This window comes from Thalassospiraceae bacterium LMO-JJ14 (assembly GCA_021555105.2).
Classification (GTDB): Bacteria; Pseudomonadota; Alphaproteobacteria; order Rhodospirillales; family Casp-alpha2; genus UBA4479.
This window is the reverse complement of sequence record CP134604.1, coordinates 2,673,847-2,686,707: the sequence shown is the minus strand read 5'-3', so window position 1 is coordinate 2,686,707 and position 12,861 is coordinate 2,673,847. Positions and strand designations below refer to the sequence as shown.

At 56.6% G+C, this 12,861-nt stretch carries 16 protein-coding genes; 8 read left to right on the top strand and 8 right to left on the bottom strand.

Features of this window, described 5'->3' with window-relative positions; translation table 11 throughout:
* Positions 1-91 precede the first annotated feature (91 nt).
* Positions 92-1,297, top strand: coding sequence for an MFS transporter (locus tag L2D14_12745; GenBank protein ID WNJ98734.1), 1,206 nt, complete (start codon positions 92-94; stop codon positions 1,295-1,297).
* On the opposite strand, the gene L2D14_12740 is transcribed toward L2D14_12745, so the two are convergent.
* From L2D14_12740 to L2D14_12720, 5 genes are read right to left on the bottom strand one after another with little or no spacing between them, the layout of a single operon-like run.
* A complete protein-coding gene (locus tag L2D14_12740; protein WNJ98733.1) occupies positions 1,298-2,602 on the bottom strand; it encodes an O-acetylhomoserine aminocarboxypropyltransferase in 1,305 nt (434 codons plus the stop codon).
* Complete coding sequence (locus L2D14_12735; GenBank protein ID WNJ98732.1) at positions 2,599-3,093, bottom strand: GNAT family N-acetyltransferase; 495 nt, start codon at positions 3,091-3,093, stop codon at positions 2,599-2,601. The genes L2D14_12740 and L2D14_12735 overlap by 4 nt, the downstream gene beginning before the upstream one ends.
* A gap of 5 nt (positions 3,094-3,098) precedes the next feature.
* A complete protein-coding gene (locus tag L2D14_12730) occupies positions 3,099-3,596 on the bottom strand; it encodes a CoA-binding protein (GenBank protein WNJ98731.1) in 498 nt (165 codons plus the stop codon).
* A complete protein-coding gene (locus tag L2D14_12725) occupies positions 3,593-4,468 on the bottom strand; it encodes a 3-keto-5-aminohexanoate cleavage protein (GenBank protein WNJ98730.1) in 876 nt (291 codons plus the stop codon). The genes L2D14_12730 and L2D14_12725 overlap by 4 nt, the downstream gene beginning before the upstream one ends.
* A 27-nt stretch (positions 4,469-4,495) precedes the next feature.
* A complete protein-coding gene (locus tag L2D14_12720) occupies positions 4,496-5,299 on the bottom strand; it encodes an enoyl-CoA hydratase (GenBank protein ID WNJ98729.1) in 804 nt (267 codons plus the stop codon).
* A gap of 137 nt (positions 5,300-5,436) precedes the next feature.
* Here L2D14_12720 and L2D14_12715 point away from each other — a divergent pair, with 137 nt between their 5' ends.
* The 5 genes from L2D14_12715 to L2D14_12695 all read left to right on the top strand — a co-directional run bounded on the left by L2D14_12715 (position 5,437) and on the right by L2D14_12695 (position 8,252).
* Positions 5,437-5,853 (top strand): PaaI family thioesterase, encoded by a 417-nt coding sequence (locus L2D14_12715; GenBank protein ID WNJ98728.1) that lies wholly within the window; start codon positions 5,437-5,439, stop codon positions 5,851-5,853.
* A gap of 156 nt (positions 5,854-6,009) precedes the next feature.
* Positions 6,010-6,471: a 50S ribosomal protein L13 gene (rplM, locus tag L2D14_12710; protein ID WNJ98727.1), complete on the top strand. Its 462-nt coding sequence runs from the start codon at positions 6,010-6,012 to the stop codon at positions 6,469-6,471.
* A 3-nt stretch (positions 6,472-6,474) separates the two neighbouring features.
* On the top strand, positions 6,475-6,969 hold the full coding sequence (gene rpsI / locus L2D14_12705; GenBank protein WNJ98726.1) for a 30S ribosomal protein S9: 495 nt from the start codon (positions 6,475-6,477) through the stop codon (positions 6,967-6,969).
* Between the two features lie 149 nt (positions 6,970-7,118).
* On the top strand, positions 7,119-7,679 hold the full coding sequence (locus L2D14_12700; GenBank protein WNJ98725.1) for a YeeE/YedE thiosulfate transporter family protein: 561 nt from the start codon (positions 7,119-7,121) through the stop codon (positions 7,677-7,679).
* 3 nt (positions 7,680-7,682) lie between these two features.
* Positions 7,683-8,252 carry a YeeE/YedE thiosulfate transporter family protein gene (locus L2D14_12695; protein ID WNJ98724.1) on the top strand — a complete coding sequence of 190 codons (570 nt, stop codon included), beginning with the start codon at positions 7,683-7,685 and terminating at the stop codon, positions 8,250-8,252.
* Between the two features lie 49 nt (positions 8,253-8,301).
* On the opposite strand, the gene L2D14_12690 is transcribed toward L2D14_12695, so the two are convergent.
* Together L2D14_12690 and L2D14_12685 are read right to left on the bottom strand one after the other, a co-directional pair.
* Entirely contained in the window at positions 8,302-8,664 is a 363-nt protein-coding gene (locus L2D14_12690; protein ID WNJ98723.1) for a group 1 truncated hemoglobin, read from the bottom strand.
* Between the two features lie 151 nt (positions 8,665-8,815).
* Positions 8,816-9,157, bottom strand: a complete 342-nt coding sequence (locus tag L2D14_12685; protein ID WNJ98722.1) for a zinc ribbon domain-containing protein YjdM — start codon at positions 9,155-9,157, stop codon at positions 8,816-8,818.
* A gap of 223 nt (positions 9,158-9,380) precedes the next feature.
* Here L2D14_12685 and L2D14_12680 point away from each other — a divergent pair, with 223 nt between their 5' ends.
* Positions 9,381-10,907 (top strand): AMP-binding protein, encoded by a 1,527-nt coding sequence (locus L2D14_12680; protein ID WNJ98721.1) that lies wholly within the window; start codon positions 9,381-9,383, stop codon positions 10,905-10,907.
* On the opposite strand, the gene L2D14_12675 is transcribed toward L2D14_12680, so the two are convergent.
* Positions 10,904-11,926 carry an alpha/beta fold hydrolase gene (locus L2D14_12675; protein ID WNJ98720.1) on the bottom strand — a complete coding sequence of 341 codons (1,023 nt, stop codon included), beginning with the start codon at positions 11,924-11,926 and terminating at the stop codon, positions 10,904-10,906. The genes L2D14_12680 and L2D14_12675 overlap by 4 nt on opposite strands.
* A gap of 118 nt (positions 11,927-12,044) precedes the next feature.
* On the opposite strand from L2D14_12675, the gene L2D14_12670 reads away from it, so the two are divergent.
* Positions 12,045-12,857, top strand: a complete 813-nt coding sequence (locus L2D14_12670) for an alpha/beta hydrolase (protein WNJ98719.1) — start codon at positions 12,045-12,047, stop codon at positions 12,855-12,857.
* Positions 12,858-12,861 lie beyond the last annotated feature (4 nt).

Sequence of the window (12,861 nt, the reverse complement as noted above, 5' to 3'; positions counted from 1 at the left end):
AACCGGGCCATTTTTTGCGGGAAATGGCCCTTTGTAAGCGTGACGCCTGACGTTATGTAATAGGGCCAATGAAAGACGAGGATTTCAATCCATGACCACGGATGCCCGTTCTGCCCGTTTGTCGCTGATTTTTTCCAGTATCGGCCATACTTACAGCCACCTGTTTCAGCCGCTCTACTATGTGGCGGTGCTGACGCTTGAGGATGAACTGGGCCTGAGCCATGGCGAGGCGATCCAATTGGCTGTCATGGGCGGGATGTTGTTCGGGTTCGGTGCGCCCGCCGCCGGCTGGCTGGGCGACAGGTTCGGTGCCGTGCCGATGATGTCGCTGTTCTATATCGGCACCGGTGTTTCGATGATTCTGACCGGGTTCGCGGTGGCCCCTTGGCAGATTATGGCGGCGCTGGCGCTGACCGGGCTTTGTGCCTCGATCTATCACCCGGTAGGGATTGCCTGGTTGATCCGTAATGCGAAAAATCGTGGCACGGCACTCGGCATCAATGGCATTTTCGGTGCGCTCGGGCCGACGATAGCAGCCCTCACGGCCGGGACCATCATCACCCTGATGGGCTGGCGCGCCGTGTTCATTATTCCGGGTGTGTTGATTCTGCTCACGGGCTTGTACTTCATTTTTCTCGTCGCGCGCGGTGTCATCGTTGAGAGTAAAGGCGACCGTACACCGACACCGCCCGCCGAAAAGAGCGACGCGTTACGGGTGTTCGCGGTTCTGGCGGTTTCCATGCTGTGTACGGGGGTCATCTATCAGGCGACACAGGCCGGTCTGCCCAAGACGTTTCAGATGCGGCTTGAAGATCTGTTTTCAAGCGGCGTTTTCGGTATCTCGACGCTGGTTGCAGGGGTCTTCTTTATTGCCGGCCTGATGCAGTTCGCGGGCGGCTGGCTTGCCGACAGGACCTCGCCGAAGCTGGTCTATATCGGCGCGTTCGCTGTGCAAATTCCGTTACTGATTTTGCTTGCCGATGCAGCCGGTCCGCTGGTGATCCTGATCGCGGTGATGACGATCTCGTCCAATAACGGTGCCTTGCCTGCCGAAAATGTCATCCTTGCCAGATATATTCCCCCGCACCGCCGTGCGCTGGCGTTCGGCTGCAAGTTCATCGTGGCTATCGGTTTTTCAGCGCTCGGTGTGCAACTCGAAGCCATGCTGTTCGACTATTCGGGCGAGTTTCACCTGTTGTTCACGGTGCTGGCGGGCATTTCGCTGGTCGGTGTGATTGCCGGATTGCTGTTGCCGTCTGACCGTCGGGCAGGTGCAGCAGCACAGCCTGCGGAATAATCAGTCGCTCATTGCCATATCCAGATCGCGGATCAGGTCATCCGCATCCTCAAGCCCAATGGAAAGCCGTATCGTCTGATTGGTTGCACCGGCGGCTTCGCGCTGCTCGTCGGTCAACTGGCGGTGCGTTGTCGACGCCGGATGCAGGATCAGTGATTTGGTGTCGCCTATGTTGGCGAGGTGCGAAAAGATGTTGATCTTTTCGACCATCTTCACGCCCGCTTCGAACCCGCCCTTGAGCCCGAAGGTAAATACCGCTCCTGCACCCTTGGGCAGATATTTTTTGGCCAGGTCGTGATACGGGCTGGACTTCAGCCCGGCGTAGCTGACCCAGTCGACGGCTGGGTGTCCTTCCAGGAATGCCGCGACCTTGAGCGCATTTTCCACATGCCGGTCCATGCGGACATGCAGCGTCTCGGTCCCGGTGAGCGTGTTGAAGGCATTGGTCGGCGATAACGCCGGGCCGAAATCCCTGAGTGCGACCGCACGGGCCTTCATGGTGAAGCCGAAATCACCGAAGGTCTCGTAAAACGTCAGGCCGTGATAGGCCGGATCCGGTTCCGTCATGGTCGGGTAGCCGGGCCCGCCCTTGGCGCACGTCCAGTCGAACTTGCCGCTCTCGACGATGACACCGCCGACCGATGTGCCGTGGCCCTGCAGGAACTTGGTCATGGAATGACAGACGATGTCCGCGCCCCATTCGAACGGGCGGCACAGATACGGCGTCGCCAGTGTATTGTCGACGATCAGCGGGATGCCCGCGTCCTTGGCGATGGCGGCAATGGCTTCGAGGTCGAGTACGACACCGCCGGGATTGGCCAGCACCTCGATAAAGATCGCCTTGGTTTTCGGCGTGATCGCGGCCTTGATGTTTTCAGGACTGGTGCAGTCAACGAACGTACAATTCCAGCCCAGCCGTTTGAAGCTTACGCCGAACTGGGTAATCGAGCCGCCATACAGATTCTTCGACGCAATGAAGTCGTCGCCGGGTTCCAATAACGTGAAGAAGGTCAGGAACTGCGCCGCATGACCGGAGCCGGCACAGACGGCGGCACGGCCGCCTTCAAGATTGGCGATGCGTTCTTCGAGCACCGACACCGTCGGGTTTGTCAGACGAGAATAGATAAAGCCGAAGGTCTGCAGGTTGAACAGGTCCGATGCATGTTCGATGTCATCGAACACATAGGACGTGGTCTGATAAATCGGCGTGGCGCGAGCGCCGGTAACCGGGTCCGGCTGCGCACCCGCATGTATGGTGCGGGTCGCGAAACCGTATTCGGGTGGGCCTTTTTTGGTGTCGCTCATGACGCGTTATCCAGTTCAAGTGTCATGCAGGTGCTGAATGGGTCTTCGACGTAATTGCCAAAAGGCGGGCAGGGGACGAAGCCGAATGAAGCATACAGACTGCGTGCGGGAAGAAAGTCATCGGTCGCGCCGGTCTCAAGGCTGAGGCGCTCGTAGCCGCGTTCGCGGGCTACATTCAGGATATGCTCGACCATGCGGCGGCCCAATCCCTGACCTCGGTTGGCGGCGGGGGTGTGCATGGACTTGATCTCTGCATGCACGGGATCGATTTCGCGCAAGGCACCGCAGCCGATCAGTTTGCCGTGCTGCCACATGGTCCAGAATGTGATTTCAGGTTTCCTGAGTGCTTCCAGATCGAGCGCATGCACGCTTTCAGGCGGCGAGATGGATCGCATGTGATCCAGATGTGCTTCGAGCAGGGCAGCGATCTCAGCTCCTAGCAGGTCATCCACGCGGATTTCGATTTGCGCATCGTTTGCGGATTTGTTCATCGAGGCTAAGCCGGAGCCTTGCGGCGTTTCGACGTGATGATGCCGGAATTGACGCCGGACCAGCCAAGCTCGCCAAACAGCCGCCCGTATTCGATTTTAGGACAACGGTCCATGATGACGATCAAGCCCGCGTCCTCTGCCCGTTTGGCGGCGTCTTCGTTAATCACGCCCAACTGCATCCAGATGATCTTGAGGTTTTTTTCGTCCTTGAGGGCAATCGCCTCATCGACAAGCTGACCGGCCGCTTCGGAATTTCTGAAGATGTCCAGCATGTCGATAGGCCCGGGCACGTCAGCCAGCGATGCATAGGTCATGCGGCCCCAGATTTCATTACCTGCGTGGCCGGGGTTTATTGGATGTACCTGATAGCCTTTGCCCTGCAGGTATTTCATGGCGAAGTTCGATGGCCGCACCCAGTTCGGGCTGGCCCCGGCCATTGCGATTGTACGGGTGTCCTTGAGGGTCCTGCGGATCAGGTCATCATCATAAACGAGTGCGCTCATCCCTTGAGACCCAGCCTTTCGCGTGCTTCCGAGACGCTGGCGACGTTGCCGCCAAGATCATTGACGATGCGACAGGCTTTCTCGACCAGTGCCGCGTTGGACGGCGCCATCACACCTTTTTCGAGCCAGATGTTATCTTCCAATCCGACGCGGGCATTGCCGCCCAGCAATACGGCAGCGGCGACCATGGGGAATTGAAAGCGCGAGATACCGAATGCCGACCACACCGCGCCTTCGGGCAGCATGTCGCGCATAAATTTCATGCTTTCGACCGTTGCCGGGGCAGCGTAGCTGATGCCGAGACAGAACTGGAAGTACGGCGGGGCGTCGATCAGTCCGTCGGCAATCATTTTCTTGGCGAGCACGATGTGGCCGGTATCAAAGACTTCCAACTCCGGCTTGGCGCCTGCCTTGCGCGCACGCTCCGCCATGATGGCCAGGTGATCCGGGTGGTTCAAAAAGACATGCTGGTTGAAATTCATGGTGGCGACGTCGAGCGAGCAGATTTCAGGCGACATTTCTTCGATATGCACGACACGCCGCTCCGGCGTTGCCATGGTGCTGTCGTCGGAAGCCTGACCGGGGATTTCAGGGTGCGGAATATATCGCGCCCCGGGACCGGTTGTCAGGTTGATGATGACGTCCGTGCCGCTGTCGCGGATGCGCTCGGTGGTTTCGCGGTATAAGGCCGGATCCATGCTCGGTTTTGTCGTTTCCGGATCACGCACGTGAATATGCACTATCGCAGCACCTGCCTTGGCGGCATCGATGGCGCTGGCGGCGATTTCAGCCGGTGTGACCGGGACGGCCGGGCATTTATCGGGGGTCGGCGCAGAGCCAGTGACGGCGCAGGAGATGATGGTCGACGGCATGAATGATTCCCTGAGAGTTGTTGTTGATTAAGTGTTTCGGTCCGGCCAATCGGGCAGGGGGGATTTGTGCAGAAAGCTGTCGATGGCGGCCTGCGTCGCATCCGCTTGCATGTTGCAGGTAATGGCCTGCCCCGCACGCGTGTAGGCGGCATCCATGCCTTCTTCGATCTGGCGATAGAACAGGTCCTTGCCCAGTGCCACCGCATCCGGGCTTTTCGATGCGATCTTGGCGGCCATGTTGTTTACGGCATCGTCCAGTTGCTCTGAAGGCACGGCGCGATTGATCAGCCCCCAGGCTTCTGCTTGTGCGGCCGGGATCATGTCACCGGTCATCAAAAGTTCCATCGCCTGCTTGCGGCCCATGTTACGGGTCACGGGAACAGATGGTGTCGAACAGTATAGCCCGACGTTGATTCCCGACGTGCCGAACTTGGCGCTGTCGACGGCAATCGCCAGGTCGCACTGTGCGACCAACTGGCAGCCGGCAGCGGCGGCAACGCCGTTGACCTTGGCGATAACCGGCTGAGGCAGATGAGTCATGGCCATCATGTTGTCGGTGCAGAGCGCGAACATTTTCTGCATCGCGGTTTCGGACGGGTCGGCGTGCATTTCATTCAGATCGTGCCCGGCACAGAAAGCCTTGCCGGCCCCCGTGATGACGACGACGCGGACGGACGTATCTTCCTTGATCGCGGCGAGATGCGCCTTGAGATCAAGCATCAGCGGTGTTGAGAGCGTGTTATATTGATCCGGCCGGTTCAGCGTCAGTGTGGTGACGCCTGCATTGTCTGCGCGCAGCACGAGGGCTTCATTGCTTGTTTGCTGTGTCATGGATATCTCTCCTCGGACAAGTGTCGCGAAACGGCGGTTTTTTGACAAGGGTTGTACGCGGACTGTTGAGCGAAACCAGCTTTGACGTTAACGTAAACGGAAATTGTTTCAAGTTTGGCCGCAGGATATCCATGACCATGCCGCAAGTTACCGTCGAAGCCTTTAATGATATCGTTGCCGATGAATTGCCTTGGGCGCACGAGCTTGGGGTCATGGCGACCGAGATCGGGGAGGGGACGGCAACCCTAATGATCCCGTATGACGCAAAGATGTTGCGGCCCGGTGGCACGATGTCCGGACCGACCATGATGATGCTGGCCGATGCCTGCATGTATGCGGTGGTGTTGTCGGAAATCGGCATCGTCAAATTGGCGGTGACGACCAATCTGAATATTAATTTTCTGCGCAAACCCGAGCCGCGCAATCTTATTGCCAAGGGCAGCATGCTGAAATGCGGCAAACGTCTTGCGGTGATGGCGGTTGACCTTTATGCGGACGGCTCGGACGACCTTGTTGCGCATTCGACAGGGACCTATTCCATCCCGCCACGATGAACATTTCAAAATACGGTATTATAATACCATAATCGTAAGTTATCGTTTTTAGGCGCTTTTTCCGTTGACTTCCGGAATTAGGGTGTCATATTCCCGCCCGCGCACTGCAGGGGCGGTGCGCTTTCGTTGTTTTTATTGGAAAGCGGAATCAAGCAGATGAAAACCATTTCCGCCAAAGCCGCCGATATCGAGCGCAAGTGGCATGTGATCGACGCCGAAGGTGTCGTCCTTGGCCGTCTTGCCGCTGTGATCGCGACCCGGCTGCGTGGCAAACACAAGGCGCTGTATACGCCGCACGTCGACTGTGGTGACAACATCATCGTCATCAATGCCGAAAAAGTGCGTCTGACCGGCCGTAAAATGCAAGACAAGCGCTACTACCGCCACACCGGTTATCCGGGCGGTATCAAGGAAACCTCGCCTGAGAAAATTTTTTCCGGTGCCTTCCCCGAGCGTGTTGTCCAGAAAGCCGTTGAGCGCATGATCCCGCGTTCGCCGCTGGGCCGTCAGCAGCTGACAAAGCTCCATGTCTATGCCGGGACCGAGCACCCGCACGCAGCGCAGCAGCCGGAAGTTCTGGATGTTGCCGGCATGAACCCGAAAAACAAAAGGAAGTGATCCATGGCTGAGGAAACCAAAACCCTCGAGGATCTCAAGGATCTCGTTGATCCGGCGCTGGCCGAAGCTGCCGCCGAAAACCAGGAACCGCGTACCCAGCAGCTCGATGCGCAGGGCCGTGCCTATGCCACCGGTCGACGCAAGGATGCGGTCGCCCGTGTCTGGATCAAGCCGGGCCGTGGCGTCATCACCGTCAACGGTCGCGAATTTGAGCGCTACTTCGCCCGTCCGGTGCTGCGCATGGTTATCAACCAGCCATTCGAAGTCGCTGCCCGCGAAGGTCAGTACGACGTCTTCGTCACCGTCAAGGGTGGCGGGCTGTCCGGTCAGGCCGGTGCGGTACGCCACGGTATTTCCCGTGCGCTGACGCTTTATGAGCCGGACCTGCGCGGTGCGCTCAAGAAAGAAGGCTTCCTGACCCGTGACTCGCGTACGGTTGAACGGAAAAAGTACGGCCGCCGCAAGGCCCGCCGCAGCTTCCAGTTCTCGAAGCGTTAAGCGTTTTATACAGTTCTGTATGGGAGAGGGTCGCCTTCGGGCGGCCCTTTTTCGTTCCGCATCACAAAATATTCTTGATCCAGATCATTGTTAACAGGCTGCTCTCATAATATATTCATTAAAATGAATATGTTTTGGAGAACAGACCTATGATCCTTTCGTGGAAAACGGGCGGCGTGCTGCTCGGTATCGTGTTTTTCGCAGCGGTGCTGCTGGTCAAGCCGATCGGTGTATCGACCCAGTTCGTAATTTTTGACGGCATCTTGTGGGATGCTGTCAGCCCGGATGTCGTTGTGACATCCGAAACCGCCAAGAGTGGTTATGCCAGCCCGAACGCGTATCTCAACAAAAGCGGTGGCAAGTATGCCAAGAACGTCGCCAACCCGATGAACTACAGCTTCGTGTTCGTGATCGCGATGGTCATTGGTGCCGGTGTTTCGGCTTTCCTGCGAGGCGGTGTACCAGCCGAAGAACGGCAAATGCCGGCGGTATGGCGTGAAAGCATTGGGAATGAACCGTGGAAAAGATACCTGGCGGCGTTCCTTGCCGGGATTGTCGTGCTCTACGGTGCACGTCTCGCTGGCGGTTGCACGTCCGGTCATATGATGAGCGGGATGATGCAGACGGCCGTGTCCGGCTATATCTTCACCGCCGGAGCTTTTACCGCCGGTATTCCGATTGCTTTGCTTATGTTCAGGAAGAGGAACTGACCGATGACGACCCTTATACTTGCAATCGTTCTGGGCGCCGCTTTCGGTGCCGTACTCGACCGGGTAGGTGCGACGAATCCCGGTTACATCATCCGCATGCTGAACCTGACCGACTTGCATCTGATGAAAACCATTCTGCTGGCAATCGGTATCGGTTCCCTGTTGATGTTCGGTGGCCTGCTGAGCGGCATCGTCGATGCCGGACATCTGTCGGTTAAAGGCGCCTATGTCGGCGTTTTCGTCGGCGGGCTATTGCTTGGTGGCGGATTTGCCATTTCCGGATTTTGTCCGGGAACGGGATTGACCGCGGCCGCGACCGGGCGCAAGGACGCGATGTTCTTCATCATCGGAGGACTGGTCGGTGCAGCGGCTTATATGGGCAGTTATGCCTGGGTGAAGTCGACCGGGCTTCTGGAAAGCATAGCCGGTGGCAAGGCGACACTCGGCGAGATCTCCGGCACCGATTATCCGGCCTTCTTCAGTAGTTTGCCAGGCGAGATTACCGGGATTGTTCTTGGCATTGTATTCATTGCCATAGCAGCTCTGCTGCCAATGCGGATATTAAATCGCTAATCACTAAGCGGCCCCGGATTTCCGGGGCCGTTTTCATTTGCTGTGGTTCTCAGGGAATGATCGAAGGCTTCACGTCGTTTAGTGACTTCATGACCCGCGCTATGCTGTCTTTGGAAATATTCAGTTCTCGGCAGGCCGCCAGGATATGCGAAACAAAGGCGGCGAAGTGTTCGTCCGAAATGCCGCCATGATTCTTGAGCCGATGATGCGCTTCAAAAAGTTTTTCGGCGCCGATCTCTGTATTGCCGAGGAACAGCATGGTGAAAAAAAGGTGATGCTTCCTGCTGAGTACGTCCATGTCGACGTCTTTGAACATCGGGGCGAGCAAGGGGTCGGCTTCAAGCCGTTTTCTCAGCAGTTCGGAAAGCTCTTCAAGAACAGCTTCGTCGCCGAGTTCGGTTGTAGGAAGCATATTATTCTTTCCAGTTAACATATTCATTTTTCCATAAGTATATAGAAAAGCTGAAGTAATTATGACGGCACACGGATAATTACACACCGATATCGATGCAAGATCTTGGCGGTAGAATCCCCGTAACGTGCCAATCATCTCTGGATGGCGTTCAGCCCTTTTTCACGAACATGGACTTCAGTCCCATCTGGCCGATCCCCGGAATTTTGCAATCGATATCATGATCCCCCTCGACGAGGCGTATATTCTTGACCTTGGTGCCGACCTTGACGACCGAGGACGAGCCTTTGACCTTCAGGTCCTTGATGACGACAACGTCATCGCCGTCTTCGAGCGGATTACCGTTTGCATCACGGACAACGGCATTCTCATTTCCGCTATCCGGCGCCTGATCTTTCGGCCACTCGTGCGCACACATCGGGCAGATCAACATCGCACCGTCTTCATAGACGCAATCTGAATTGCATTTCGGGCAGTCGGGCAGGGTGTCCATAAGGTATGTCTTTCAGCATATAAAAAAGGATGGTTTTAAAGGAGCCGGACTCTCTGATGCACAGCATGGAATTACAATGATAAAGGCCGTTATCCCTCAATTTCAGAAAGGTCCGCACTGCATGCATGTGCATGCAAGAGTTGATTTATAGCAATGCCGGTGGGGTTATATTCCAATAATAATCAAGAATATCATAAACCGGCTGCAGCCGGGAGGGGGGCATATGAATATCGGAACATTACCGGCACGGCATGCGCGTTACCGGGGCGGTCAACTGGCTGTGGTCTTCAAGGACCAGCGTCTGACGTATCGCGAATTCAATGCGCGGATCAACAAGCTGGCCAACGCGATGCTCGCGGCAGGGATTGAAAAGGGCGACAAGGTCGCGACGATCCTGCCGAACTGTCTGGAACTTCTCGATCTGTATTGGGCGGCGGCGAAAATTGGTGCGGTGGTGGTGCCGTCGAGTACGCTGTTGCAGGCAGCTGGTCTGAAGACGCTATTGAGTAAGTCCGACTGCGTGATGGTGGTTTCGTCTCCGTCTTTCGTGGCGACGCTTGATGCGGTCAGAGCCGATGTGCCGATGGTTTCCGAGGGACGCTGGATACTGACCGGGAATGATGCACCCGACGGTTACGTTGCCTATGACGCCTTTGTTGCAAGGAGCTCTGTATCCGAGCCGCCCGATGCCGGGATCGACATGGAAGATCCGTATAACATCATCTATTCCAGCGGCACCACCGGAGAGCCGAAGGGGATCGTGCACACACACCGTATACGCGGCAATTACGGTGCGATATTCGCCAGCCAATGGCGCATGACGCCGGAAAGTGTCGTCATGCACGCCGGGTCCATCGTTTTTAACGGTTCGTTCCTGACCCTGATGCCGTGGATGTTTGTCGGCTGTACGTATGTGCTGATGCCGGGATTCGATGCGCAGGAGACCATTAATGTAATCGAAGCCGAAAAAGTCACGCACACCATACTGGTGCCGTCGCAGATCGTCGCCGTGATGAATACCCCCGGCTTCGACCCGAAGCGTCTTGAGAGCCTGGAAATGCTGCAGACCGTGGGTGCGCCGCTGCATCTTGAACACAAGCAGCGTCTGATCAATGCGCTGCCTGATCGTTTTTATGAACTGTATGGTCTGACCGAAGGCTTCATGACGGTACTCGACAAGTATGACGTTGAAAGAAAAATGTCCTCGGTCGGCGTGCCGACGCCTTTCAACGAAATGAAAATCGTCGGGCCGGATGGCGAAGAATTACCTGCGGGCGAAGCGGGTGAAATTTGCGGACGCGGACCGATGCTGATGGCGGAATACTACAAGCGCCCGGACCTGACGGCGGAAACCATTGTGGACGGCTGGTTGAAGACAGGCGACATCGGTTATGTGGATGAAGACGGCTTTCTGTATCTGGTCGATCGCAAGAAAGAGATGATCATCTCCGGTGGCGTCAATGTCTTCCCACGCGATATCGAGGAAATCGCCGTCGAGCATCCGGATATATTGGAAGCCGCCGTGTTCGGGATCCCCGACGACAAATGGGGCGAGACGCCGGTTGCTGCGGTGGTGTTGAAACAGGGGGCCGCCGCCTATGCCGAGGACATTTGCGCATGGGTCAACGGACGTGTCGAAGCAAAATTTCAGCGCCTCAGCGATGTTGTAATCCTCGACGACATGCCCCGCAACGTTGCGGGAAAAACCCTCAAACGCGAGATCAAGGCGCGTTATCTGGAGGATCGCTAGGGCGTCCGTTCAAGAAACACCCGAAGCGTATCGGCCCACTTGTGCGCATCCAGCATCGGTCCGGTGTGCCCATAGGGCGTGTCGATTTCATGGAACGTGGCATCGACGCCATGGCTTTTCAGTAGCTCAACCGTCGGCGGGCCGAGCTTGACGTCAACCACACTGTCCGAATTTGCCAGCACGTTCAGCAACGGCGCCTTGATGGCGGAAGCATCCGCTTCGGAACCAATGCCGGCCTCATAGAGTTTGTAGAGCGAATTGGCATCGAACTGATGCGCCCACTTTTCCGCGTTGGCGCGGATGATAAGTTCAATCGCTTCGGGGGCTTCGCCGTTGTGTTTGAGGTAATCCCCAAGACCGTAACTGGTCAGTGTGCCGATACGGGCTTCGATCATTTTTTCGCGCACGCCGCCGGGCTCATCCTCGTGACCGTAATAGTGTCCGCCATTCCAGCCGTTGCAGTTCTCGAACTGGCTGCGGATGCGTTTGGTGTCTTCGAGCTTCGTTTCGCGTTTGATGTCACCGGCGATGGGAACAAGAGCGCGCATGCGGTCCGGGTAATTCGCGCCCCACAAAAACGTCAGATGGCCACCGTAGGAATAACCGATTACGGCTTTCAACTGGCCACATCCGAGTTCGTCGATCAGCAGATGCTGGGCCCGGATCATATCGATGGTCGAATAAGCCGGAAAGTCCGGGCCATACGGCTTGCCGGTATCCGGATTGATACTGGCCGGGCCGGAACTGCCGAAGGCCGAGCCGATCATGTTCGAGCAGACGACGAAATATTTATCGGTGTCGATGGCCTTGCCGGGACCGACAAGGTTGTGCGCCCAGCCGTCGGCATCGCCACCGGCATGCGGATGATTGGTGTAGCCATGACACATCAGGATCGCATTCGAGCCATCTTCGTTGAGCATGCCCCAGGTTTCATAGGCAATGGTCAGCTTGGGCAGTGTCGCACCGGACGTGAGTTCAAAACTGGGGGAGGTGAATGTCGTCGACGTGGACAGTAACATATTCGGATGTTCCCTTCATTACGTGCAGGATCGTAGCTTCATTCGGCAGAGGGGGAAAAGCCTCTTGCTGGGTTCTTAAGTACTTTTCTTTTCGTCTGTTCCTTGGCATTGAATCATTATGAACAAGGTTTCCAATGCCGATTTTCTCACCGCCGCCGGTAAACGGCTTGAATTTGCCTGGGTCAACCGAAAGCCCGTGCCTGGCGAAACGGTGCTTGTTTTCCTGCACGAAGGTCTCGGTTGTATCGCGCTTTGGCGCGACTTTCCGCAACAGCTCAGCGAAGCCTGTGATTTGCCGGGACTTGTCTATAGCCGTGCCGGTTATGGCGGCTCTGAGGGTATCGATCTGCCGCGCCCGATCACGTATCAGGAAGACGAAGCCCGCGATGCGCTGTCGGATGTTCTCGACACACTGGGCATAGAAAAGGCGATCCTGATCGGTCACTCGGATGGCGGGACCATTGCACTGATCCATGCCGGCCTTGACGAGTGCGGCCGGGTTCTGGGCGTGGCAACGATGGCAGCACATGTGTTCAACGAGGAAATCTGCATCGAAGGCATTCGTGAAGCACGAAAGGTATGGGATAGCACGGACCTCAGGGACAAGTTGCAGCGCTATCACGGCGAGAACGTGGATACGGCGTTTTATGGCTGGAACGACACTTGGCAGCGGGATGATTACTGGCACTGGAATGTCGAGAAATATCTGCCCCGGATTGCTTGTCCGTTGCTGGTCATGCAAGGCAAGGACGACCATTACGGTTCCGAGAAACAAGTAGACACTATTGTCGCAGGCGCCGGCAGTGCCGCCGAAAAGCTGATGATCGACGATTGCGGGCATAATCCGCATTTCGATCAACCGGAAAACACGATCACAGCAATTAGCCGGTTTGTTGAAGTTTTTCATGACAGGGCGGCGGACGGGCGTTAAACAG

Coding starts and splice junctions, on each gene's coding strand:
- L2D14_12730 (WNJ98731.1), bottom strand. CDS start 3,596: ATGAGCGCACTCGTTTATGATGATGACCTGATCCGCAGGACCCTCAAG.
- L2D14_12720 (WNJ98729.1), bottom strand. CDS start 5,299: ATGACACAGCAAACAAGCAATGAAGCCCTCGTGCTGCGCGCAGACAAT.
- L2D14_12740 (WNJ98733.1), bottom strand. CDS start 2,602: ATGAGCGACACCAAAAAAGGCCCACCCGAATACGGTTTCGCGACCCGC.
- rpsI (WNJ98726.1), top strand. CDS start 6,475: ATGGCTGAGGAAACCAAAACCCTCGAGGATCTCAAGGATCTCGTTGAT.
- L2D14_12675 (WNJ98720.1), bottom strand. CDS start 11,926: ATGTTACTGTCCACGTCGACGACATTCACCTCCCCCAGTTTTGAACTC.
- rplM (WNJ98727.1), top strand. CDS start 6,010: ATGAAAACCATTTCCGCCAAAGCCGCCGATATCGAGCGCAAGTGGCAT.
- L2D14_12695 (WNJ98724.1), top strand. CDS start 7,683: ATGACGACCCTTATACTTGCAATCGTTCTGGGCGCCGCTTTCGGTGCC.
- L2D14_12725 (WNJ98730.1), bottom strand. CDS start 4,468: ATGCCGTCGACCATCATCTCCTGCGCCGTCACTGGCTCTGCGCCGACC.
- L2D14_12700 (WNJ98725.1), top strand. CDS start 7,119: ATGATCCTTTCGTGGAAAACGGGCGGCGTGCTGCTCGGTATCGTGTTT.
- L2D14_12715 (WNJ98728.1), top strand. CDS start 5,437: ATGCCGCAAGTTACCGTCGAAGCCTTTAATGATATCGTTGCCGATGAA.
- L2D14_12670 (WNJ98719.1), top strand. CDS start 12,045: ATGAACAAGGTTTCCAATGCCGATTTTCTCACCGCCGCCGGTAAACGG.
- L2D14_12685 (WNJ98722.1), bottom strand. CDS start 9,157: ATGGACACCCTGCCCGACTGCCCGAAATGCAATTCAGATTGCGTCTAT.
- L2D14_12690 (WNJ98723.1), bottom strand. CDS start 8,664: ATGCTTCCTACAACCGAACTCGGCGACGAAGCTGTTCTTGAAGAGCTT.
- L2D14_12745 (WNJ98734.1), top strand. CDS start 92: ATGACCACGGATGCCCGTTCTGCCCGTTTGTCGCTGATTTTTTCCAGT.
- L2D14_12680 (WNJ98721.1), top strand. CDS start 9,381: ATGAATATCGGAACATTACCGGCACGGCATGCGCGTTACCGGGGCGGT.
- L2D14_12735 (WNJ98732.1), bottom strand. CDS start 3,093: ATGAACAAATCCGCAAACGATGCGCAAATCGAAATCCGCGTGGATGAC.